Source organism: Paenibacillus ginsengarvi (assembly GCF_003626695.1).
GTDB lineage: Bacteria > Bacillota > Bacilli > Paenibacillales > NBRC-103111 > Paenibacillus_AB > Paenibacillus_AB ginsengarvi.
In genome coordinates this window covers 195358-217964 of the sequence record NZ_RBAH01000008.1, presented here as the reverse complement: position 1 = coordinate 217964, position 22607 = coordinate 195358, and the positions used below count along the sequence as shown (strand labels likewise).

General features: G+C 54.2%; 19 protein-coding genes and 1 pseudogene. 3 read left to right on the top strand and 17 right to left on the bottom strand.

All coding sequences use genetic code 11. The annotated features are described in order from the left end of the window. Nucleotides 1–141 precede the first annotated feature (141 nt). The 8 genes and pseudogenes from D7M11_RS13545 to D7M11_RS13510 all read right to left on the bottom strand — a co-directional run. Nucleotides 142–1728, bottom strand: a pseudogene (locus tag D7M11_RS13545) (response regulator); the annotation flags it as partial. Next, the gene (locus D7M11_RS13540; protein WP_120747754.1) at nucleotides 1725–3491 is read right to left on the bottom strand and encodes a sensor histidine kinase; all 1767 of its coding nucleotides are present in this window, start codon (nucleotides 3489–3491) and stop codon (nucleotides 1725–1727) included. The pseudogene D7M11_RS13545 and the gene D7M11_RS13540, both read right to left, overlap by 4 nt. Before the next feature lie 69 nt (nucleotides 3492–3560). Next, a complete protein-coding gene (locus D7M11_RS13535) occupies nucleotides 3561–4427 on the bottom strand; it encodes a carbohydrate ABC transporter permease (protein ID WP_240041099.1) in 867 nt (288 codons plus the stop codon). Further along, nucleotides 4417–5337, bottom strand: coding sequence for a carbohydrate ABC transporter permease (locus D7M11_RS13530; RefSeq protein WP_120747752.1), 921 nt, complete (start codon nucleotides 5335–5337; stop codon nucleotides 4417–4419). Before D7M11_RS13530 ends, D7M11_RS13535 begins: the two co-directional genes overlap by 11 nt. A gap of 242 nt (nucleotides 5338–5579) precedes the next feature. Then, nucleotides 5580–7106: an alkyl hydroperoxide reductase subunit F gene (gene ahpF, locus D7M11_RS13525; RefSeq protein WP_120747751.1), complete on the bottom strand. Its 1527-nt coding sequence runs from the start codon at nucleotides 7104–7106 to the stop codon at nucleotides 5580–5582. A gap of 19 nt (nucleotides 7107–7125) precedes the next feature. Further along, on the bottom strand, nucleotides 7126–7689 hold the full coding sequence (gene ahpC, locus D7M11_RS13520; protein WP_120747750.1) for an alkyl hydroperoxide reductase subunit C: 564 nt from the start codon (nucleotides 7687–7689) through the stop codon (nucleotides 7126–7128). A gap of 311 nt (nucleotides 7690–8000) precedes the next feature. Further along, complete coding sequence (locus D7M11_RS13515) at nucleotides 8001–8843, bottom strand: aldo/keto reductase (RefSeq protein WP_120747749.1); 843 nt, start codon at nucleotides 8841–8843, stop codon at nucleotides 8001–8003. Between the two features lie 63 nt (nucleotides 8844–8906). Continuing rightward, a complete protein-coding gene (locus D7M11_RS13510) occupies nucleotides 8907–10124 on the bottom strand; it encodes an MFS transporter (RefSeq protein WP_120747748.1) in 1218 nt (405 codons plus the stop codon). Between the two features lie 133 nt (nucleotides 10125–10257). On the opposite strand from D7M11_RS13510, the gene D7M11_RS13505 reads away from it, so the two are divergent. Further along, the gene (locus tag D7M11_RS13505) at nucleotides 10258–10629 is read left to right on the top strand and encodes a winged helix-turn-helix transcriptional regulator (protein ID WP_120747747.1); all 372 of its coding nucleotides are present in this window, start codon (nucleotides 10258–10260) and stop codon (nucleotides 10627–10629) included. An 87-nt stretch (nucleotides 10630–10716) separates the two neighbouring features. Here the strand turns inward: D7M11_RS13505 and panB are convergent, their stop codons facing one another. The 7 genes from panB to D7M11_RS13470 all read right to left on the bottom strand — a co-directional run bounded on the left by panB (nucleotide 10717) and on the right by D7M11_RS13470 (nucleotide 18827). After that, entirely contained in the window at nucleotides 10717–11547 is an 831-nt protein-coding gene (gene panB / locus D7M11_RS13500) for a 3-methyl-2-oxobutanoate hydroxymethyltransferase (protein WP_120747746.1), read from the bottom strand. Nucleotides 11548–11691: 144 nt separating this feature from the next. Further along, on the bottom strand, nucleotides 11692–12663 hold the full coding sequence (locus D7M11_RS13495) for a hypothetical protein (RefSeq protein ID WP_120747745.1): 972 nt from the start codon (nucleotides 12661–12663) through the stop codon (nucleotides 11692–11694). Next, nucleotides 12650–13198 carry an RNA polymerase sigma factor gene (locus D7M11_RS13490; RefSeq protein ID WP_240041098.1) on the bottom strand — a complete coding sequence of 183 codons (549 nt, stop codon included), beginning with the start codon at nucleotides 13196–13198 and terminating at the stop codon, nucleotides 12650–12652. The genes D7M11_RS13495 and D7M11_RS13490 overlap by 14 nt, the downstream gene beginning before the upstream one ends. 130 nt (nucleotides 13199–13328) lie before the next feature. Next, the gene (locus D7M11_RS13485; RefSeq protein ID WP_158606586.1) at nucleotides 13329–14270 is read right to left on the bottom strand and encodes a DUF4850 domain-containing protein; all 942 of its coding nucleotides are present in this window, start codon (nucleotides 14268–14270) and stop codon (nucleotides 13329–13331) included. Nucleotides 14271–14486: 216 nt separating this feature from the next. Further along, a complete protein-coding gene (locus tag D7M11_RS13480) occupies nucleotides 14487–16352 on the bottom strand; it encodes a hypothetical protein (protein WP_120747743.1) in 1866 nt (621 codons plus the stop codon). Nucleotides 16353–16390: 38 nt separating this feature from the next. Continuing rightward, nucleotides 16391–17722: an ABC transporter substrate-binding protein gene (locus tag D7M11_RS13475; RefSeq protein ID WP_120747742.1), complete on the bottom strand. Its 1332-nt coding sequence runs from the start codon at nucleotides 17720–17722 to the stop codon at nucleotides 16391–16393. A gap of 496 nt (nucleotides 17723–18218) precedes the next feature. Then, nucleotides 18219–18827, bottom strand: coding sequence for a ribonuclease FAU-1 family protein (locus tag D7M11_RS13470; RefSeq protein ID WP_120747741.1), 609 nt, complete (start codon nucleotides 18825–18827; stop codon nucleotides 18219–18221). A 105-nt stretch (nucleotides 18828–18932) separates the two neighbouring features. Between D7M11_RS13470 and D7M11_RS36385 the strand changes: the two genes are divergently transcribed. Both D7M11_RS36385 and D7M11_RS13465 read left to right on the top strand, forming a co-directional pair. After that, entirely contained in the window at nucleotides 18933–19103 is a 171-nt protein-coding gene (locus D7M11_RS36385) for a hypothetical protein (protein ID WP_158606585.1), read from the top strand. A gap of 126 nt (nucleotides 19104–19229) precedes the next feature. Then, nucleotides 19230–20345 carry an ABC transporter ATP-binding protein gene (locus D7M11_RS13465; RefSeq protein WP_120747740.1) on the top strand — a complete coding sequence of 372 codons (1116 nt, stop codon included), beginning with the start codon at nucleotides 19230–19232 and terminating at the stop codon, nucleotides 20343–20345. 45 nt (nucleotides 20346–20390) lie between these two features. Here D7M11_RS13465 and D7M11_RS13460 read toward each other — a convergent pair whose 3' ends face one another. Together D7M11_RS13460 and D7M11_RS13455 are read right to left on the bottom strand one after the other, a co-directional pair. Continuing rightward, nucleotides 20391–21299, bottom strand: a complete 909-nt coding sequence (locus tag D7M11_RS13460) for a response regulator (protein ID WP_120747739.1) — start codon at nucleotides 21297–21299, stop codon at nucleotides 20391–20393. Next, nucleotides 21280–22542 (bottom strand): sensor histidine kinase, encoded by a 1263-nt coding sequence (locus D7M11_RS13455; RefSeq protein ID WP_240041097.1) that lies wholly within the window; start codon nucleotides 22540–22542, stop codon nucleotides 21280–21282. Before D7M11_RS13455 ends, D7M11_RS13460 begins: the two co-directional genes overlap by 20 nt. Nucleotides 22543–22607: the final 65 nt, after the last annotated feature.

Below are 22607 nucleotides of genomic sequence, written 5' to 3'. Positions count from 1 at the left end.
TCCCCGCAAAGTATTTGGAACAATCGATTCCCCCGAAAGTGACGTGAGCCTCCGTAGCTTACTCCTATTACTTTCGGGGGAGCCCCCAGCTTCGAAGCCTAATCTCCACTTTGTGGGGTTATCTTATTTATTCAGCTCGGACGGATACGAGCCGGTATGCTTTTTGAACAGCTGGCTGAAGTAGGCATTGTTTTTGTAACCGACGATTTGCGCGATTTCGAACACTTTGTAGTTGCCGGACAGCAGCAGCTCCTTCGCTTTTTCCATACGGAAACGCGTCAAGTAACTGTTGTAGTTTTCGCCGGTTTCCTGCTTGAAAATTTGGCTTAAATAGTTGCGGGTCAAATACACTTTCTCGGCGATGAGGTCGAGCGTAATATCTTCCGCATAATGCTGCTGTACGTACCGTTTGATGAAATCGATCGTTTTGCGGTGCTTCTGCGAGCTCCTCTCGTCCATCGTCCTGCATATGGGAACCAGCAGATCGCCAAGCCAGCCGGTAAAATCCGCGACCCCGCAAAACAGCTCCAGCTCCTTGTACATGGACACGTCGGCGCGAAACGATTCGAGATGCAGGCCGTTCTCATGCAGCGCTAGCGACAAAATGCCGACGATATCGATCGCACACTCCCTCAGCTCGCCGATGCTCGGACTGCTCTCCCGCAGGAAGGCGGTCAGCTCCTCGATGCAAGCCGTCACCTGCTCCTGTTGTCCGAGCACGACCGCGTCAACTAGCGCCTGGTACGTCTCGATCGGCCGGCGCGGCACGGTCCGGGCCAGCTCCCGCACGTCCTCCTGGAGCAGAAGCTGCTTGTCCGACACGCGATCCCGGCTGGCGAGCAGATCTACCGCGACTGCGTAAGACTTCGGAATATCGCCGACATGCTCCGCAACCGGACCGACCGCCGCCCATACTTGGAGCTTCAAGTAATCCCGCACATGCTCTAACAGCTCTTGCGCCACCTGCACCGCTTTTTGCCGGGCTCTATCCCGTTTCGCATGGAAAGGCGCCGCGACGATGACCGACAGCAGATTGCGCTGAAGATCCGCAACGTAGACGCCATCCTTATGATCGGCAAGCTCATTCACAATATTTTGCACAGCGTAGGCGAACAGAGCCAGATCGTTTGGCCGGTACGAAGTACGCTCGCGCCCCACGAAAAATTCGATCAGGACGACCGTATACGACTGCCCCGAGAAATCGAGCTGCAAATAGTCCGTCACTTTGCGATAAAAGCCGGATTGGGTAAAGCCGGGCTCCAGCAGTCCTTTGAACAGCTGCCGCCGCGTCGTCGGTTTATGGAACGTCAGCAGCTCGCGCAGCTCCCTGTCTTCCTTCTCTGCCGTTTCCCGCTTCGTTATTTGATTCACGGCATCCTGAAGAACGCGCTCGATCTCGTCAAGCGTGGCGGGCTTCGACAAATAATCGTTAACGCGAAGCTTCACCGCGGACTGGGCGTACTTGAAATCCTCATAGCCGCTCAAAATGATCACTTCCGCCGCATTTCCCGCCTCGCGCAGCTCCTTCAACATATCGATGCCGTTCATAACCGGCATGAAAATATCGGTCAAAATAATGTCCGGCCGGTGGGCCTCGATCTGCTCAAGCCCCTCCTTGCCGTTTTTCCCCGTGCCAACGACCTGAATGCCGAACTGCTCCCATCGGACCGATCGCGTCAGTCCTTGTACGGTCGTCATATCGTCGTCGATAATGACAGCCTTGATCATGCCGGTTCCCCCCCGATGCGTTGTGCCGGCTCCTCGGTTTGCTTGGGCATATGGAGCGTCACGCTTGTCCCTTGACCCAGTTCGCTGAACAAGCGAACCCCATAACGGTCGCCGAAATAGAGCTGTATCCGTTCTCGTACATTGCGAATCCCGTTATGCTCCCTCCCGGGTGCGTCGCTGTCCAGATTCATACCGTGTCCGTTGTCTTCGATCTTGAAATAAATGCCGTCGGCGTCTTCCCAGCCCGTAATCGCGACAATTCCTTCGCTGCGGCCGTGCAGGCCGTGAATGAGGCTGTTCTCCACGAACGGCTGGACGATCAGCTTCGGGATGTAATACTGCTTCATCGTTTCCGGAACGTCGATGACGAACTGGATCGTATTCTTGTAGCGAATCGTCTGCAGCTCTGCGTAGCATTGCAGATGTTCGATTTCTTTGCGGACGCTAATAAAGGACGCTCCGCTGGACAGTCCGATCCGCAGCATCTTGCCGAGCAGCGCCAGCATGCGGCTAATGTCGCGCGAGCCGGCTTCGATCGCGTGCCAGTTCATCATGTCGAGCGTATTGTACAGAAAGTGCGGGTTGATCTGCTCCTGAAGCACCTGCATCTCCGCTTCGCGCTTGCGCCGGTTTTGCTCCGTCACCTGCTCGATCAGCGTTTCGATGCGCTGCGTCATGTCGTTGAAGTTGTCGTTCAGATGGCCGAACTCGTTGCGGTACTCATTTTCGATCCGAACGTCCCACTTGCCGATTTTCATCGCGTTCATCGCGCGGATGAGCCGCCGGATCGGCGCCGCGAACTGTACGGACAATAAATAAGCCATCGGAACCGCAAGCAGGATACACAAGCCGACGACTAGCCAAATGACGTTCGCTATGCGCCGGCTGCCGGTTGTAATGGTATCCCACGGGATGACGTCCATCGTTACCCACGACGTCTGGTTCTGCTTGTTCCAAATAATAAGCGATTTCCCGCCTGCATGGGCGACCGCATATTGATCGGCCGGGGATCGATCCAGAATGGCTGCGATCCCCCCGCTTGCATCGTCATACGCTACGGGGGCGGCCGAGCCGCCGCTGAACTGCGCGATCAGCCTCCGGTTCGTGTCGAGAATAAATCGGCTCGCATCCGTCTTGCTGCCGAACGCCAGCTTCTGCAAGTACGACAATTTGACGTTGACGACAAGAATGCCGGCCTCCTTGCCCGAGGCCGACATTACTTTGCGAGCGAAGCTGATCACTTGCCGGTCTTCCTCCGAATAATCGCCTACTTCGATCGGATGAGACCCGACCCAGCAATAGTCGGCATCTTGGATCTGGTTGTACCAGATCGCCTGCTCGAGGACGCCGTATTCGTACACCCCGCTTCCGGCGATGTGGCTGCTCCCCGACGCAAACTTCGCATACAGCTGTACGGACTGAATGCCTTCCTTCACGTAGCCGGGACGGCTGAGCAGATCGATCAGCTCTGACGTTTGGCCGATCCGCTCAAACGGGTCCGTGTTAAACTCCAAATAATGGATCAGCTTCGGATTACTCGCCAGCGCCAGCGAATCGAATTCGACGGATTGCAGCTGCATGTCGAGCTGCTTGTTGATCTGCTCCAGCAGCAGCTTTCGCGACGATATCGTTTGCTGCACGACTTCCTGATTCGTAATATAATAGCTTGTCAGGCCGAGAAGCAGGATAAGCAGCACGGATATGGCCAGAAACGAAACCAGAAACGTCGCCTGAAACGAAAATAGCTTGAACGGGTTTCTCATCGTGTGCCTCCTCTGCCTTCCTGACCGTTTCTATATACAGCATAAGGCCGAAAACGCCTGACGTAAATACTAGCCTTTGATTCCGGTCGTGGCAATTCCCTCCACAAAATATTTTTGCGCCAACAGGAACAGCACGAAGCAAGGAATGACGGACAGCAGCGCCATCGCATACATCGGTCCCCAGGTAACCGCCGACGTGTTATCGAGGAACAAACGGAGCGCCAGCGGCACCGTAAACTTCGCCGTATCGGTCAAATAGATCATCTGTCCGAGGAAATCGTCCCAGGTCCAGATGAAGCTGAATATCGCCGTCGTGATGAAGGCCGGGGTGCACAGCGGCAGCACGATGCGGAACGCGATCCCGATCGTCGAGCAGCCGTCGATTTTGGCCGATTCATCGAGGTCCTTCGGAATGCCGCGAATAAACTGAACGATCAGGAACACGAAGAACGGGCTGACCGCCAAAAAATGCGGTACGATCAGCGGCAGCGTCGTGCCGACCCAGTCGAACGACTTGAACAAAATGTACTGCGGCACCAGCGTCACCTGCGCCGGAAGCATAAGCGTCATCATCAGGATGCCGAACCACAAGTTTTGCAGCGGAAACCGGAGCCGGGCGAACCCGTAAGCGACTAGCGCGCTGGACAGCAGCGTGCCGATGACGGAAAGCACTGCGATCAAGAACGAATTGGCAAAAAAATGCGCAAAGCTAAACCCAGGTATCGCCGTCCATCCTTCGGCGAAATTGCTCCACTGCAGCTTGCTTGGAAACAGCTGTGCTTTCGGAATATCCTCGTTCGATTTTAAAGCGTTGCCGACGAGCCATAAAACCGGATAAATCATTACCAGGCTGCCGAGTAAAAGAACGATATAACGATAGATTGTATCCAGCTTCATCCCCGACAAGCTCCTTCCTGCCGATTCGTTACGTTTCATAGTGTACCCACCTTTTCGAAGACCAGAAGATCAGAGCCGTACAAATGCCGATGATCGCAAGCAAAATCCAAGCCAGCGCACTCGCATATCCCATATTGAAATAGGCGAAAGCTTTCTGGTACAAATACAGCGCGTACACGAGCGTCGAGTTGATCGGTCCGCCCTTCGTGACGATAAAAGCTTGGGTGAACATCTGGAAGCTGCCGATAATCTGCATCACGAGATTGAACAAAATAATCGGCGTCAGCATCGGCAGCGTAATCGCAAAAAAACTGCGCACCTTCGACGCTCCGTCAACCGAGGCGGATTCGTACAAATCCCGCGGAATTTGCTTCAGTCCGGCGAGGAAAATGACCATCGACGAACCGAACTGCCATACCGCGAGCAGTACGAGCGTGTAAAGCGACGTCCCCGGCGTGTTGATCCAGTCGAGGCCCTGCAAGCCGAAGAAGCCCAAGATCCGGTTCATGAACCCATCCATGCCGAACAAGTTGCGCCATATGGCCGCGAGCGCTACACTTCCCCCGATCAGGGACGGCAAGTAAAAGACGGCCCGGAATATCGACATGCCCCGGATCGCCCGGAACAGCAGCAGAGCGACGAGCAGCGCAAACATCAATTTGAGCGGCACCGACAGCCCCACATACGTAAGCGTTACTTGCAGCGATTTCCAGAACGTATCGTCCTCCGCCAAAATTTCCTTGTAGTTGTCGAGGCCGACCCACTGGGGAAGCTCCAGCAAATTGTACTGAGTCAGCGATAAATAAAACGATTGGGATAACGGGCCGATCGTCAAGACGAAAAAGCCGATCAGCCATGGCGATATAAACACGTACCCCCATATCGGCTCGATCCATTTGTTCCACCGGCTCGCGCCGGATTTGGTCGTGCGCCGCCGCACTTGCTCCATACCTAACGTCACTCCTGTCTGCACTCGGTAATAGTTGAATCGCTTTGTATTCAACATGTTACCGTTAACGGGAGACGCTATAAATGAGAGAAATCTACAATAAATAATAAAATTATACGGAGAATGAAGGCAGAGGCAGGTGTTTGCTAGATTGGTGGTAGCGGAAGTGCTTCCATACGTTGGCAGATTGGCTTACAGACAAAAAAAGCCACCGCAAAGCGGTGGCTTCTCCAGTTACGATATTAATTCCGGATCAAATAGTCGAATGCGCCAAGTGCGGCGGTTGCGCCTGATCCCATCGAAATAATGATCTGCTTATAAGGGCTGTTCGTGCAATCGCCTGCGGCAAACACGCCGGGGACGCTTGTCGCGCCTTGACGGTCGACGACAATTTCGCCCATGCGGGTACGCTCCAGCGTTTCGCTGAGCCAGTCGGTATTCGGCACGAGTCCGATCTGCACGAATACGCCTTGCAGTTCGACATGCTTCACATCTCCGGAGTCGCGTTCGATGAAGGAAATACCGTCTACTTTATCCGTCCCGGTAATCTCCTTCGTCTGAACGTTTTTGTACACCGTAACGTTCGGCAGGCTGTAGAGCCGCTCTTGCAGAACGGAGTCAGCCTTCAGCTCAGGCATGAATTCGAGTACGGTCACATGCCGAACGATGCCCGCCAGGTCGATGGCCGCCTCGATGCCGGAGTTGCCTCCGCCGATAACAGCTACGTCTTTGCCGGCGAACAGCGGACCGTCGCAATGCGGGCAATACGCTACGCCTTTATTTTTGAACTCCGCTTCGCCCGGAACGTTAACATTCCGCCAGCGAGCGCCGGTAGCGAGAATGACCGTTTTGCTCCGCAAAATGGCGCCGTTCTCAAGCTCCACTTCGATCAGCTCTTTTTTCTCGAGCCGTTTCGCGCGCTGGAGCTTCATAATATCGACGTTGTATTCTTTGACATGCTCTTCCAAGCCAGCTGCGAGTTTGGCGCCTTCGGTGTACTTGACGCTGATGAAGTTTTCGATGCCGACGGTATCCATCACCTGACCGCCGAAGCGCTCTGCGACGATCCCCGTGCGAATGCCTTTGCGGGCCGCATATATAGCCGAACTTGCGCCGGCCGGACCTCCTCCGATGACGAGTACGTCAAATGGAGCTTTATCAGAAAATACCGATGCATCCGGGGCTTCGACAATCTTGGCGACAATCTCCTCAAGCGACATCCGTCCGCTGCCGAAAAACTCGCCGTCCAAATAAACGGAAGGTACGGCCAAAATGTCCTTGCTCTCGACCTCCGCTTTATAGGCGGCGCCGTCGATCATCGTATGCGAAATACCCGGATTGAGCACGCTCATCACGTTTAACGCTTGTACGACATCGGGGCAGTTGTGACAGCTGAGGCTGATATAGGATTCGAAGGCGTACGTGCCTTTGATACTCTTAATCTGATCGATAACGCTCTGATCTACCTTCGGAGCTCTACCGCTCACCTGAAGCAGCGCCAGAACGAGCGAGGTGAACTCATGCCCGAGCGGGACGCCGGCGAATACGACGCCGGACTCTTCGCCCGGCCGGTTCACGCTGAAACTCGGCGTTCTGGGAAGCTGAGCGTTTTCGACCGATATGCGGGAGGACATGCCGGACAGCTCGTCCAGGAACGCCAGCATGTCGACCGATACGGGATCGGAATCCGCGCTAACTTTGATGAGCAGGTCGCTTTCCAGGAGCTGAAGGTATTGGTCTAACTGCTGCTTAATATCCGCATCCAACACCGTGATGGCCCCCTTTGGTTTAGATTTTGCCTACGAGATCGAGGCTAGGCTTCAACGTTTGACCGCCTTCTTGCCATTTTGCAGGGCAAACTTCGCCCGGATTGTTGCGAACGTATTGAGCCGCTTTGATTTTGTTAACCAGCGTGCTCGCATCGCGGCCGATGCCGCCTGCGTTGATTTCTACCGTTTGGATGACGCCGTCCGGATCGATGATGAACGTTCCGCGGTCGGCCAGCCCGTCGGCTTCGATCAGCACGTCGAAGTTGCGCGAGATCGTATGCGAAGGGTCGCCGATCATAATATAAGTGATTTTGCCGATCGTTTCGGAGCTGTCATGCCATGCTTTATGTGTAAAATGGGTGTCCGTCGATACGGAATATACTTCTACTCCGAGGTCCCTAAGCGTCGCATATTGATCTTGCAGATCGCCAAGCTCGGTCGGACATACGAAAGTGAAGTCCGCCGGATAGAAGCACACGACGCTCCATTTGCCTTTGAAATTTTGTTCCGATACTTCGATGAACTTCCCATTTTGGTAGGCGGATGCTTTAAAAGGTTTTACTTCGGTTCCAATCAGAGACATAGTGTAATTCCTCCTGGTTTTGGGTTTATACTTGTTAACTGAGAATCGTTAACAGTCGATAATTATTTTAAAGTAAATCTTGTTATAAATAATAACATCGTTAGGCGCTTCAATCAAGAACCAAGCCCAAAAAAGTTTTTTGATCTTTTTGTGAACTTTTATAGGATTCCAACTTTGGCGAAAACGATGCAATGGGCCCGGTGATAGGCTATTCTGCAAATAACCGGATACCCCTTAATTCGAGAAAAGCTAAACATTTCCTGCTGGATCGCTCCGTTTATTCCTAAAAGTTCTGTTTCGTCTCCCTCATCTTAGAAGTCAAAATTGTCGGGGTCAGGTCCAACCCGCAAGTTCTGGTTCAGCGCATCGATGCGGGCCATCTCTTCACTCGTTAGCTCAAAATCGAACACCGAGGCGTTCTCGATAATCCGGTGAGCCTTCGTCGACTTGGGAATCGTTACGATGCCGTGCTGCAGATCCCAGCGAAGAATGACTTGGGCGATCGACTTGCCGTGACGGGCGCCGATTTCTTGCAGCACCGGGTTATCCAGCAACTGGCCCTGCATCAAAGGCGACCAAGCCTCGATCTGAATATCTTGCTGTGCGCAGAAGTCACGCAGGGCTTGCTGGCTGAGCCGCGGATGCAGCTCGACCTGGTTTACCATCGGCTTGATCTCGGCATCTTTCATCAGGTCCTCCAGGTGATGAATCTGGAAGTTGCTGACCCCAATCGCTTTGACGCGTCCGGTCTTGTACAGAGTTTCTAGCGCACGCCAAGCTTCCTTGTACTTGCCAGCCACCGGCCAGTGAATCAAGTACAGATCGAGGTATTCCAGCCCAAGCTTCTCCAAGCTGGTCTCATAGGCGGCGAGCGTTGCTTCATAGCCGAGATCGGCGTTCCATACCTTGGAAGTGACGAACAGGTCTTCGCGGGAAACTCCCGTTTCTTGGATGGCTTCGCGAATAGCTTCGCCTACGCTGCGCTCGTTGTCATAGATGGCCGCCGTGTCAATGCTGCGGTAGCCATGGGCGACAGCCGCTTTGACTGCCTCCACGAGCTCTTGGCCGTCCGCGACTTTGAATACGCCGATACCGAACCAAGGCATAGACTTTCCGTTATTTAGGGTCGTAGTTGCTTGCAGATGCGTTGTCATAGATAAAACCTCCAGTAGGTGAATTTAGATTAATTGTTTTTGTTGGAACAGGTAGCTTGAAAGTCAAGACCGGGCCGGCTTCGCCTGCATGGCGCTGCCCCCGTTGCCTTTGCGTTCCAGTGCCACGCTCCAACCGGTCAGCAAAACCGCAGCCAAGACCATGACAGCGCCGATCCAGGTGGTATGAATCAAACCCAACGAATCGGTGACCACCCCACCAAGATAAGCCCCAATGGCGATGCCAGCATTAAATGCAGCGATGTTGACGGCGGAAGCGACATCCTTAGCTCCCGGCGCGAAACGCTCAGCGAGTACTACGACATAAATCTGCAGACCGGGAACGTTCATAAAGGCCAGCAGGCCCATGAAGAAGATCGTAATCAACCCAGCTACCTTGAATGGCGCGGTCACCATCAACACTAGCAGCACGATCGCCTGAAGGATGAACATGAAGAATAAAGCCTTAAGTGGCTGACGGTTCGCCACCTTTCCTCCGATGACATTGCCGATCGCAATCGCAATGCCGTATATCAGCAGGATGAGAGCAACAGTGCTTTCGGCAAATCCGGTTATCTCATGCAGCAATGGGGATAAATAAGTAAATACAACAAAGGTGCCGCCATACCCGAGTGCCGTGATGGCGAACGCGAGGAGCAATCTGCCATTCGTCACCAGCTTTACCTGCTCACGCACAGGGGTCCGAGTGCCCTTACGCAGCGAGGCGGGAATTAATATCAGGTTGGCGATCAGCGCGACCAGACCGATAACGGCGATAACGACGAAGGCCGCCCGCCAGCCCATCTGCTGGCCAATCCAGGTACCGAGCGGCACCCCTGTCACGATGGCGACCGTCAGGCCTGAGAACATCAAAGAGATAGCGCTAGCCCGTTTGTTGTCCGGTACGAGGTCGGCAGCGATGGTCGATGCGATCGACATAAATACGCCGTGCGACAAAGCGGATAAAACGCGGGCCATCAGCAGAACGCCGATGCTTGTGGAAGCCGCCGCCAGACTGTTGCCAGCGATAAAAACGACTATGATGGCGATCATCAGCGTCTTGCGGGACATTCCTGTGGTGAGCGAGGTCAGCACGGGAGCCCCGAAGGTGACCCCAAGCGCATACAGCGTTACGGTAAGTCCTGCCGTTGTGACCGATATATGAAAGTTTTCTGCGATCAGGGGCAGCAGCCCCACGCTGATAAACTCGGTAGTTCCGATCGCATAGGCACTGATGGACAGTGCCAGAAGTGCAAGCATACTCCGTTTTTGATTCAATTGCATGTGAACTCACCTCTAATCGTGGTAATCATCGGCCGATATATGCTAGTATGAGAGGAGCATGCATTTTTGGCTAGTACGTACTTTAAAGTACTATAGGTACTAAAAAGTACCTGTGGCTATTGGAGGGCATCGCATGAGCATAGAAACCAAAAAGAAGTATAATATATCGGTGGAAGCAACCTTGGAAGTCATCGGAGGAAAATGGAAGTGCGTGATCCTCTGTCACTTGACGCGCGGAAAGAAGCGGACAAGTGATCTCAAGCGTATTATGCCAAACATTACGCAAAAGATGCTAACCCAGCAACTGCGGGAACTGGAGACGGACGGAATCGTCAACCGGATTACGTATCATCAAGTGCCGCCCAAGGTCGAATACGAGCTAAGTGAATACGGATGGAGCCTCAAGCCTATTCTGGATGCGCTTTGCTCCTGGGGAGAGGGTCATATCATTAAAGAATACGGCGATAAATTCGCCGTATTGGAGGACAATATTCTAAATCATTGAGAATTGGAAAATTATCGTGGAACTTTATACGTAGAAAAAGACCGCCGTCTCCGGCAGCCTCCTCAGTTGGATCTATCTATTGTAAAATTACTTCCGGTCTTTTCCCGAGTACCAGCCCATAAAGCGCTCGCGTTCCGAATCTATCATCGTGCGTGCGTTCGCAGGCTGCGGAAACTGGCCGTTCGTCACTTCTTCGGCGTAGGCTCGAAACGCCTGGAGCATCCATTCTCCCGCATTCGCATAATTTTTCGCATGACGCAGCGGGTGCGGAGTCAGGCCCAGCATATCGTGAACGATCAGCACTTGTCCGTCCGTGTATCGGCCCGCGCCTATGCCGATCGTAGGGATCGTTAATGTCTCCGTTATCGCCTTCCCAAGCTCCTCTGGAATCAGCTCCAGCACGATCATGCTCGCACCGGCGTTTTGCAGCGAAACGGCGCTTTCCAGCAGCGCCCTGGCCGCATCATACGTTTTCCCCTTTACGGCAGCTTTCTCGTGGAACTGCGGGTTATATCCGAGATGAGCGCACACCTCGATTCCGCTACCGGCCAAATGGGAAATGACCGCCTCCTGCATCCCTTCCAGCTTGACTCCATCCGCTCCGTGAGACAGCAGCTCTCTTGCCGTGATCATCGCCATCCCTGGATCGTCATACGTTTTGTACGGCAGATCGGCGAGCAGGTACGCTTCCTGCACTCCCCGGCGCACCGCCTTTAGATGGTGTACGATTTCGCCTAAAGTTACCGACGTTTCCCGTTCATACCCAAGCTCATTGGTTCCCAGGGAATCGCCTACGAAGATGACGTCCAGTCCCGCTTTGTCCTGCAGCACGGCGGTCGGATAATCGTAACACGTCAGCATCGTAATTTTCCGGGACATTTGCTTCTTGCGGTGCAGCTCCTGCATCGTTGTGGTCATGGTAAAGCCTCCTTAGTCTTTGTTCGCTTGGAATCAAAGCAACGGATTAAAAAAGAAATGATTCAGTCTCGTGTCGAGTACCGCTCCACAAGGATGCCGTCCCGACAAGATGAGATTACCACAAAATCCCTTTTCGGTCATCGGTTATTTCGGATTGCTTTTAAGTTCGTTCGGCTTCAACTGATCCGTTGTTTGCAGGATGAGCGACTTCTTTTTCGGGTCATAAAGGAAATGATACACGTCGATAAAATCTTGACCGGCCCCGTACCCGCCGGTTATGATCAGCTCCTCGTCCGTTATTTGCAGCTCGCGGATCGGGAGCCTGCCGAGATTCGATAAGCTTCGCTTCGCGTCCATCTCGAACGGAACAGAGAACGCCTTGCCGTCCGCAACGCCGAATACATATGTTTCGAGCGCGTGACAATCCGTATAACGCGGTGTATAGGCGAAAAGCTCCGTCCCTCCGAGCTGGAATTTCTTCATCTCTACCGGCGTGTCGCCTCGTTGGATAATCTCGAAATCGATTGGGAACGTAAATATTAAACTTGTGGCTCCCCCCGTCTTCGGTTCCCAATAGACAGCATAGTCCCCTCTCCAATTCAAATCCGTTTCCTGCCCGTAACAGCTGGCGGCGCCGAGAGCGGCTACCTTCGCTTGATTTGCGGGCTTTATCACGATAAGCCCCTCCGAATGCGTTCCAATGGCACGGACCGACACGTCCTCTCTGGGCGGCGCCACGGCTTCCTCTGTTCCATCGTTTTTTTGCTGCGGCACTGAGGGGGCGTTGTCCGCTTTATTCGGTGCTTGGGCTGAATCTCCGTCGCCTTGAAGGCCGTGCCTTTCTTTTACCGAGGGCGGGTCCGCTTCTTTCCCGACTTCCGTAGAATTATGAATATACGGTGCATATGGGTTAAAAGAAACAAACACAAGCAACACGATGATTAAGCCGGCAGCAATCCCTATTGCCGCTGATCTTGTCCCTCTCGCCCGGTACGAGTTGCTTCGCCCCTCCTCCGCCAATCGTTCAATACGGCTTATCGTCCGATCCGTGAACGTCTTTTTGCGGAACGGGTCGTTTTTCAAACGCGCATACCAATCCGGCTTAGACTCCTTCAAGCGTTTCCCTCTCCCTCCACATTTTCGTCACCTTGCTGCGCGCCCGAGACAACCGCGACTTTACCGTACCTTGCGAGATGCCTAGCACTTCCGCTATCTCCTTGTTCGTAAGCTCGTATTTCGCATCGAGGATCAAAACCTCCCTATACGCAATCGGTAGCTTGAGAACGACCTGCCAAATATCTTCGGCAAGGCACAGCTCCATCGCTTCGTCTTCCGCCGAGTTATGGGTGTCGGGACGGACGATCCATTCGACCAAAGTCACTTTCCGGATAAAAGCGGAACGCCGGTAGTTGATCGCCGTATTTCGCGTGATGGAAAACAGCCACGTCTTGAACGACGACTCCCCCCGAAACGTTCCGATGTTTTGATATACTTTCAGAAACACATCTTGCGATATATCGTCAGCCAGATCGGCTCGCTTCGTAATGAGAAAAGCATAGTTCCAAACCTCTTGTCCGTACTCAGTCATTAACGCACGGAATGTTTCTTTATTAAGGGAAGCCATATGCTTCCAGTGCTCTTGCTCCTGCACGAACTATTCACCTCGCCCTCACTATATTGGACAAATGAAAGAGGGATATAGTTCCAGCCTTTAGGAAAAAAGCAACAAAAAACCGAACCCCGCGTAGAGGTTCGGTTTCTCCGAGGACGCCGCATACCGACTATTCCGGCTGTTCCCGGTGCAGCGCTACAAACAAATTCAGTATTGCGGTTGCCATCGCTTTGTCTGCGGACGGTAGACCTACTTCCTCGTCGCGGAACCTTGCACCTCCGCCGCCATGCTCTTGGTAGGCAACGCCGTGAACCGAATATCCTCTCTTCTCCGATTGCTTGCGGAAGGCGACTAAATTCGGCGTCAACATCGCCCGTTCGGCGATTTCTGGGCGCGGACTTACTTCATATCCTTGCTCCTCGACCCACTCTTTCAATTCAGGAAAATAACCGCCTATATTCGGAACGAGGCAGCCTTGACAGCCTCCCTGATCGAAGTAGTCGACATATTGCTCCTCATCGTCCGGATTGACGAGCCGAATGTTATGAGAGCCGTTGGCGCCGACGCCGGCCGCAAACAAGCTCCAGTCTTTAGGCGCCAGCAGCAGTACGCCTCTCCCGTTCACCCCGAGATTCATCCAATAGGCGGCGAGCGATGAGCGAAACGCTGAAGGAATGACGTAGGTGTCGACCTGGATCGGCTGCCCGGGAGCGACCGCTTGCGAACCTTCCGGGCCGTCGAACCCGTAGGTTGCCCGAATGCAGCGCAGCGGCAGGTGCGTGGTACGCTCATCTTTACCGAATTGGGCGGTACCGCACTCTTCCAGCCCGATCTCTATCGGCTCGGGGGCAGCTACCGCCGGGACTGGCACTGGCGATGCTCCCCATGTAGCCGGTGTCTCGGCTTGCTGCGGTCGAGGTGAGACAGCAGGCGTATCGACAGCGGGTTCTGGCTGTCTGATAGCGGGACTGTTCATCTGCACGGCTGGATGAGGCGGCTCAGCCGCCATTCCGGATGGATTATTCCCCTCGCTGCAAGCGCTGATCGTAAGTGTAGCCAGTATTGCGGCGAACCGTATGCTGTTTTTTACAAGGCTGAGACTACGTTTCATTCCAATCTCCATTTCGATCAGGTGTAAATTTATACTTGCTTTCCAATTTATTATAGTGGATCACTATTCAAAGGTCAGCACCCTTTTTACCTATTTGCCCGGGATACGAGGATTACACTGAATTTATTTAATGTCATTAATAAAATTAATAATTATTTAATCACATTAAATAAGCCCCGCAAACCGGAAATTGCCGAGTTTACAGAGCTTATCTGTCTAACCATCGTATTCGATTCGAAGCAGCGACAGAGGCGGCAGTTCAATTCGGTCCGATGCGGACGGGGCTGTAATCTCCGTAAGCGGAGAACCTGCATAGTCCGCTGACATCAGTACAGCGGAGCGCCAGCTTGAGCTGTCAATACGCAAGTGTACGTTCGCGGAACAGGTAACGGAACGGTTGCTTACAAACAGCCATAACGAACCGCCGCCTTGCACGGCGAATGCATCAAGCCGTCCAGAAACAAGCTCCCCCGCTACGATAACAGGCTCCCCCTGCTCTTCTCTATCCGCACCTGATTTCTCTTCTCCATTGGCCTCAGCCGAAATGGGGAGCAGAACGCCAGGAAAAGCAGGGCGGTACAGCCGATACAAACGGGAGATCGAGGTTTCCGCCACTTCTCCGCCGTCCTTACGGATCATTCCCATCACATTGATCAGATGATAAAAGTTCGCGACGGCCAGGTGCGGAGCCAGCCGCGCCAGCTCCTGAATCAGTCCGGCGTAGAACAGGCCATGACTTGCATCGTCGGATTCGTAAAAACCCCGGCCGTCCCAATGGGACGCCGATATCCAATAATTCCACTCCGTTAGCGCCACCTGTGCCTGCGAACCCGCTTCGCGGCAGTCCCGAATAAGTGCCCGCAGATCGTCTCCAATTTTCGCTGCGCTGTCCGCCGCGTTGTCGATTTGCTGCTGCGGGTCGGCGTACAATTGTCCTTTGTAACGGTTGATGGAAGCGACATCGAACAAGTCCCTTCCTTCCCGCAGCAGTGTTTCGCGCCACTTGGTGTCGGGCTGCCATACGCCTACGGATATCGGCTCGGCCAACGCCACAATGAACGCTTTCGGATATCCGCTGCGCACCTGGGGAACGAAATCGCGCAAAGCGCGGATATACATCTCCGCATCCATATGCGAAAGCTCCCACCTGCCGTATTGCTCGTTGCCCATCTGAAAATAAATGTCCGGAAGCTCCAGACCGCGCCGAACGTACCAGTCCCGGCAATAGTCGGCCCATTCGCCCGCTTCCTCCGGCGTGCCGGTGCCGATATTAAGCGTCAGAAACGGCTGAATGCCCTGGGCACAACACATCTCCAAATATTCGCCGATGCCGAATTCGTATTCGAGCCGGCTCTTGTTGACGGGGTCGTGGCAAACCGGACGGTGATGGGCCTCTCCGGTCCCGAGGCGCCAGTGATAGGCCGTCGACGTACAGCCGCCGGGAAAACGCAGCACCGGCAGGCGCAGCGACCCGATCATCTCGATCAGCTCCCGGTCAAGCGAAGGCTCCGCTGCCGGACGCAAATGGATCTGATCGAAGCAGGCGAAGCCCGGGCCCGCGACCGAAACAACGAAAACGGCTTCGGGATCGCCCACTGGGCACTCGAGTTCGGCTGTGTACTTTTTCCAGTAGGACGTCTCGACCCGCACTCGGGCCGTGACGTATTCCGGCTGCCGGATCTGAAGCGGCCGCAGCGAAATCTCCAGCTCGAACGGCTGGTGCTTCGCCATCGCCCATATTTCGGCTACGAGCCGCTCTCCGGCCTTCACGTTTCGTCCGGTTTGCACCATCGCCCCGTTTGCGGCTTTTGCATACACAACGATCGTTTGCGCTTCGCTGCCGTTTAGCCCTAATCCCGGAACGAGCCGGTACTGGACGCCGGCATAATGATTGCTCATCGGCTGCCAGCCAGGAGCCAGCCCGTTAACACCCTCCGGTCCGAAAAACTTCGGATTGTCCAGCCGCTCCGACAGCAGCAGCCCGTCCGTATACTTCCCCATCTCCAGGTTCGTCCCGAGTATGGATGCGGGCACAAGCGGGCCGCTTCTTCCCAGTCCTTCGACATCAATTACGAAATCCATCTGCCGCAACTCCTTGTTCCGTTTCGGTCATGTGGAAGCTATTTCTTGTTCGCCAGTTGGGTCTCGATCGCTTTATTGGCGTTTTCCTGTGCGACGCGAAGCGCCGTGTTCAGATCGTCGCTGCCGAGTACAGCCGCCAGGAACGCTTGATACACTTGTCCCTGCGCAACGCCCAAATACGTGTTCGGCTCAACCAGATCGGCATATTTGACGGGAAACAGCGATTTCGCATTTTTACCCTTGAGATCCGGCACTACATCCGCTCCTATGGAAGCGGCCGGACTTTGCTTCAGCACGCTGCCGAGACCCGTTTTCACAAACGCCTTCTGCTGTTCTCCCTCCAGAATGGCCGTAAGCGCCTGAAAAGCGCTATCCCGCTTGTCGCTCGTTTTCGGAATGACATAAAACACAATGTTTGGCTGAGGCCCCGTACCCGGATTGGCCGCCAGTGTCGGGTAGGAGACGACGTCCCAGTTAATTTTCTGCCCCAGGCTTTCCCGCGGATAATCGGATTGCATCTGCACTAGCATCGCCAGTGTCTGGTCCTTGAGGAACATATCGTACGCTTTGGCGCCTTCTACGAGTTCCTTCGTGGCACCGTACCCCGGAACCTGATAAAATCTGGCGAAATTCCCAATGTAATTTTTCCACGAGTCTGTATTGAATACGGCTTTATTGTTTTTGTCGACGACAGGGAGCGAAAGTTGGTTCATTCCGATGAAGTTGCCAGTCCGAATGCCAAAGCCCCGGTAAACCGTCCCGCCTTCCAGACGCGTAATCTTCTTCGCAACCTCATACACTTGGTCCCAGGTCATGCCGTCGGTCAAGTAAGGAACGCCGAACTTATCGAACAAATCTTTGTTGTAAAACAGCGCGAGCGAGTTGACGTGCGACGGCAAGCCGGCGATTTTCCCCGGATCGACAGCCTGAATCCCTTTCAGCACGCCCGGATTGATCGCATCGAAGTTATATTTGTTCTTGGCTGCGAGCTCCGTAATATCGCCGTCCCAGCCGACTGTCTTGACTGCGGCGAACGAGGAATCGGTCGTCATGATCAGGTCCGGCTTCAGCCCGCCTGCAATCAACGCCTCGTAAGAGCTGCCTTTCTCGTTTTGTACGTAGTTGATCGAAATATGAGGGTACTTTTTGATGATGCTGTTCCCGGCATCCTCCATAAACTTTTCTTTCGGATAACCGCTCCATGGATAAAACATCGTCAGCTCTACCGGCTCCGGCTTGGGGGCCGGTTTCGTTCCCGGATCGGCCGTCCCCGGCTCTTTTTGGGTTCCGCATGCAGTCGTGCCCAGTAACGTCGCGATAAGAAACGTTACTAGCGCAGGTTTCATCTTCTGTCTCGGTCTGTTTGCCATGTCCGATTCCCTCCATCCTAATAGATGACAGCCAGTCTTGGACCGGAATGTGTGCGGAGATCGACAAGTGTAAGCGCTTAATAAAAACGCTTCAGTCCTTGACTTTTATTCATAATCTAGACCCGTTGTGACGCAATCCCTCCCCCGCGAGATTCTGATTCAGGGAAATTTGAACCGGTCCCCTTTGGTCTGTCTTCTCTCTACCCACAGTGTATTGTCTGAAAGTAATATTGTCAACAATTATTGACGGAGAGATGTCCTTACCTCGTAGTCATTTTTAGAAGGTATCCTGTCCCTAGCTGCACCCGAACTGTCGTCCAAACTCCATCGCTCTGGCCGGCTTGACGCTCCTTCCCGCTTTAGCGGAACTTCCGGTTCCGCGATCACCCGATATCCTTAGTCGCGAACGCACGCTGCGGCCCTTCCAAAAAAAATCCGCGATAAACGCGGACCGGCAGATTAACATCATATGAACTTCAGCAAAGCTTCCGGGCCGTCACGCCCAGCGCGGCAGCTCGGGAACCGTCCATTCCTGCGGAGGCCGCCACTGCCTCCATCTATCGACAAAGGATGCGGGGAACTCCTGCAGCTGCTTCGCCGCCAGCTCGCCTTCCTTGCGAATGCCGCTGGCCATCTCCTCCTTAATAACCCCGCCGGCGACCGCCAGCTCGAACTCTTCTTCATCCTTCCATGTCCAAACGGACCGGTCGGTCGGGAGGGTCACATCCAGCAAGTAGTCGGTCGTATCGAAACCGAAGTCCGTCCGGACAAGGGGTGCTTGCAGATTGATATACCAGCCGGTCAAGTGAAACTCCTTGTCCTTCATCGCATAGATCGCATGGGACGCTCCAGGACGAATCAGCATAAGCAGGTGCTCGATCCCACCTCCCCATCTGCAATCCCGCAGTTCGGGCTCGAGCGCTTGCTGGTCGGCGGCTTGAAGCGGACTTTTCGCGGCTTTGAGCGGATAGCCCGGACCCAAATACAAGACGATCCAATCCTGCGTATCCTGCACAACAGTTAGCGTCGTAACCCGGTACACCCGTTCCTGCCATACGCGCCGTAAGACTACATGTTCGCCAGGGCGATAATAAAATGGACTCATCTTTTCCCTCCTTGCGGCATAGCTTGCCGGCCGACTACAACCTACTGGCAACACTTGTGAGACTCATTTTACCAATAAGAATGAAGCGGGAAAAGCAACTTACAGTTGCTCCCGGACGACCACGCGGAGCCGGTTATCGGCGATTACACGACTACCGAAGAGGATTACTTGATTTACATCGTACAGGATGACGACAAGAATAGTCTCCGCGAGCTTGCCATCGATTTTCTCGCCAAGACGCTGATCAAGCAAATGCCCCTGCACCCCAAATCATAACCAGAAGCCGCAGTTTACGCATTCTTAACACAACAGCCGTTCCGTTTCGCGATATACTTGTGCGCAGGAGCTGTCTATCTCCTTTCCGCTTAAGTTAATCGACCCAGATAACGGAGGTATCGGTTCGTGTCCCGCATATTGTTCAGTCACGTAGGCAAGCGGTACGGCAAAAACAACGCCGGCGCCGTGCAAAATTTTACGCTCGAAATCGATGACAAAGAGTTTATCGTCATCGTTGGTCCCTCCGGCTGCGGCAAGTCGACACTGATCCGCATGATCGCGGGATTGGAAGAAATCAGCGAAGGCCATATTTACATCAACAACGTGCGCATCAACGATCTGCCGCCGAAAGACCGTGACATCGCGATGGTGTTTCAAAATTATGCGCTATACCCGAATATGTCTGTCTATGAAAATATCGCTTTCGGACTGCGGCTGCGGAAAATGCCCAAGCACGAAATCGATATCGCGGTCAAACGCGCGGCCCGCCTGCTCGAGATTGAAGCTTATCTGGAGCGTAATCCGAAGCAGCTGTCCGGCGGACAACGCCAGCGTGTCGCGCTGGGGCGCGCGATCGTACAAAGTCCCCAGCTGTTTCTGATGGACGAGCCGCTGTCGAACCTCGATGCGAAGCTGCGCGTGCACATGCGCTCCGAGCTCATACGGCTGCACAAGCAGTTAGGCGTGACGACGCTGTATGTGACCCATGACCAAACGGAAGCGATGACGATGGCCAGCCGGATCGTCGTCATGAAGGACGGCGTCATCCAGCAGGCGGATACGCCGGAAGAAATATACAACAATCCGGCCAACGCGTTTGTGGCCGGATTTATTGGGCTGCCGCCGGTAAATTTGATTGCAGGGCAAGTGCAGGAACGAAGCGGGAAGTTGGAGTTTCAGGCTGGACTGTTCGCGATTGCTATCCCCGCTCGTATAGCCAAAGTGTTTACCGATCGCAATCTGCATAATAGCGCCGCTTTGCTGGGCATCCGACCGGAGCATGTTTATCTGAGCGATCCTGCTCCTCCCGCTTTTCCTTACGCCGCCATTCACGGCACCGTTCAGTACAGCGAGCTCCTGGGAGCGGACCGCTATGCCTATATGGATATCGGAACACAAAAGCCGATCGTCGCGCGGACAAGTCCGGGCCGCAGCCTGACACCAGACCGGCAGGAACCGATCTTCCTCGATATGGACAAGGCGCTGTTTTTCCATGCCGAAACTGGGGAACGGCTCGTTTGAGGGGCCTTTTTCTTGCTGAAATGGCACGTCAAGTCTCTGATGCGGTCAGCTTTGCTTCAGCTCCAAATAAAACGCCTGGATAAATTTTTTCACATTTACCTTGCTATTCGTTCCATCCGTTTCTTGCTCCAGCTCGCGCATGCGGGTGCGTACTTCCTTGAACTCGAACAAGCGGGATGCATAATGCTCGAATATCGGATTCGCATAATCCGTCAGGCCTAGCGACGAAAGGTGGGTCAGCGTTTGCAGCACCATCCGCCGCATTCGCTGCTCCAGCGCCCGAACCTCCTTCTCCGCTTGCTTCGGCGGCCCGCTTCGTTCCTCCTTCCTCAGTACTTCGGCGTATAGGTCTTTCAAAGAAGGCAGCTCCCGGTGCGGACCGTTCTTCCGTTCCTCTTCGTCCAGCCAGCGGACAATGCTCATCAGATCCCCCGCACCCGCTTCCCCTGCAATGCCGAGCTGAAGCATGATCGAACCGGCTTTCTCTTCAAGCGATGGCTTGGGAGGGGTTGACGCTACTGGTTCCTCAGCTCCGGCATCGCCTCCGAGTGCGCGCAGCGAATGGCGGATCGAATCGATCGACCGCACCAGATTTAGATGATGCTCGACGCGTCGCAGCACGGACAGCACTTCATTGCGATTGATCGGCTTGCTGATGAACGTGTCGACTCCTTCCCGGTAGGCTTCCCCGACCAGTTCCTTATGCTCCACCTGTGAGATCATAACAAAGGTTCCAATATAACCTTCCTTGCGCAGAGCCTTGATCGTTTCGATCCCGTCTCTTCCCGGCATTAGCAGGTCCATCAGAACGACATCGGCTTTCGCCACCTCACGGGCTGTCACTTCCAGACCGTCCGCAGCTTCCCCGACGACTTCGCCAAGTCCGCTTTCGGCAATCATTCGCTCCAGCATTTTGCGTACGGCCGCATCATCGTCAATCAAATACAGCTGCATGTTCGTCCTCCTCCCCTTTCCGCATCAAATGCCTGATCGGCACACGCAGCTCGAACCGGGCACCGTTGTCGGAGCCGGGCAGCAGCGTCAGCGAGCCTCCCAGCGAAACGGCCATATCCCGCGCGTGCGTCAAGCCGATGCCGGTCGAGAAATAGCCGTCCGGGCTGAACTTGGTCGAATAGCCAGGCACGAATACCATCTCCCGCTCCCGCTCGGATATGCCGGGTCCGTCGTCGTTAACCCGAATGACAAGCCATTCCTCGATCAGCACCGCCTCCAGCCGGACCAGCCCGTGCTCCGGTATCGCCTCGACTGCGTTTGTGAGCAAATTATTCAAAATCGACAATAACACATACGTTTGGTTCGTGTGGAGGTGCACATCCGCCTCCAGCCGAAATTCGATCCGCTTACCGCGGTTTTCCGCATACGATTCGTTCGCCTGCACCGCGAGCCGGCAAAGCTCGGCGATCTCCAGCCGCTCCCCGGCCTGCGTGGGCTTCATCAGCTTGGAAAGCCCGGCGACGATGCGCTGTAAATCTTTTTTTAGCTCATGCACGTTTTCCGCCACATGCAGCGCCTCGCGATGCTCCGGCAGATGCTGATCGATCAGTCTTTTGTACAGCCGGTAGCTTTCGCGCGTCAGCCGTTCGACATGATCCATCAATTTGCGCATATAGAACGATTCCTTGTACAGATTGGAGTTGAGCAGGATGAGCCTCTCCAGCTCCATCTTCTGCCATTCCCCGTGCGCGCGTACCTGACGGATCGAAAGCATATTGTACAAGCCGACGACGAAAAAACTGCGCAGCAAACCGGTAATGGCGATCAAGAGCAGTCCCTTCCACGTAAACGAAGCGGAATCCAACAGCAGCGAACGGGCAAACAGCTCGGCGCAATTGGAGAGCGTATCGGCCGCCCCTCCTATTAGGCCGACAAGGATCGGAAATTCGGCCTGCCTGCGGATGCGAAGCAGCTTCACCGACAAAGCGAACGTCAAATAGAAGAGAAACGTCGGGATATGGTGCACAAAACTGGAAAATACCTCATCGCTACCCGTAACGAGATCGGCGCCGATCCGGAACAGAACGACGAACGCGCCGGTCAGCAGCCCGGTGGACAGCACCGGGACGGAAAACCAGAGCAAGCCGAAAAAATAGGCGACGATGCCGAGCGAGAAGCGGAACGAATCCCCGAACGGATTCAGCTTTACTTCCCCAAGCAGCGCTGTACTCAACAGCAGCACGATCAATATACGAGTTCGATCCGACACGGCGGTTTCGGTACACCTCCCCAAAAAACGATATGGTT

Bases quoted from the DNA above. Each gene is read 5' to 3' on its own strand.
- D7M11_RS13540 (WP_120747754.1), bottom strand. From the start codon at position 3,491: ATGAGAAACCCGTTCAAGCTATTTTCGTTTCAGGCGACGTTTCTGGTT.
- D7M11_RS13535 (WP_240041099.1), bottom strand. From the start codon at position 4,427: ATGAAACGTAACGAATCGGCAGGAAGGAGCTTGTCGGGGATGAAGCTG.
- D7M11_RS13530 (WP_120747752.1), bottom strand. From the start codon at position 5,337: ATGGAGCAAGTGCGGCGGCGCACGACCAAATCCGGCGCGAGCCGGTGG.
- ahpC (WP_120747750.1), bottom strand. From the start codon at position 7,689: ATGTCTCTGATTGGAACCGAAGTAAAACCTTTTAAAGCATCCGCCTAC.
- D7M11_RS13515 (WP_120747749.1), bottom strand. From the start codon at position 8,843: ATGACAACGCATCTGCAAGCAACTACGACCCTAAATAACGGAAAGTCT.
- D7M11_RS13510 (WP_120747748.1), bottom strand. From the start codon at position 10,124: ATGCAATTGAATCAAAAACGGAGTATGCTTGCACTTCTGGCACTGTCC.
- D7M11_RS13505 (WP_120747747.1), top strand. From the start codon at position 10,258: ATGAGCATAGAAACCAAAAAGAAGTATAATATATCGGTGGAAGCAACC.
- panB (WP_120747746.1), bottom strand. From the start codon at position 11,547: ATGACCACAACGATGCAGGAGCTGCACCGCAAGAAGCAAATGTCCCGG.
- D7M11_RS13485 (WP_158606586.1), bottom strand. From the start codon at position 14,270: ATGAAACGTAGTCTCAGCCTTGTAAAAAACAGCATACGGTTCGCCGCA.
- D7M11_RS13480 (WP_120747743.1), bottom strand. From the start codon at position 16,352: ATGGATTTCGTAATTGATGTCGAAGGACTGGGAAGAAGCGGCCCGCTT.
- D7M11_RS13475 (WP_120747742.1), bottom strand. From the start codon at position 17,722: ATGGCAAACAGACCGAGACAGAAGATGAAACCTGCGCTAGTAACGTTT.
- D7M11_RS13470 (WP_120747741.1), bottom strand. From the start codon at position 18,827: ATGAGTCCATTTTATTATCGCCCTGGCGAACATGTAGTCTTACGGCGC.
- D7M11_RS13460 (WP_120747739.1), bottom strand. From the start codon at position 21,299: ATGCAGCTGTATTTGATTGACGATGATGCGGCCGTACGCAAAATGCTG.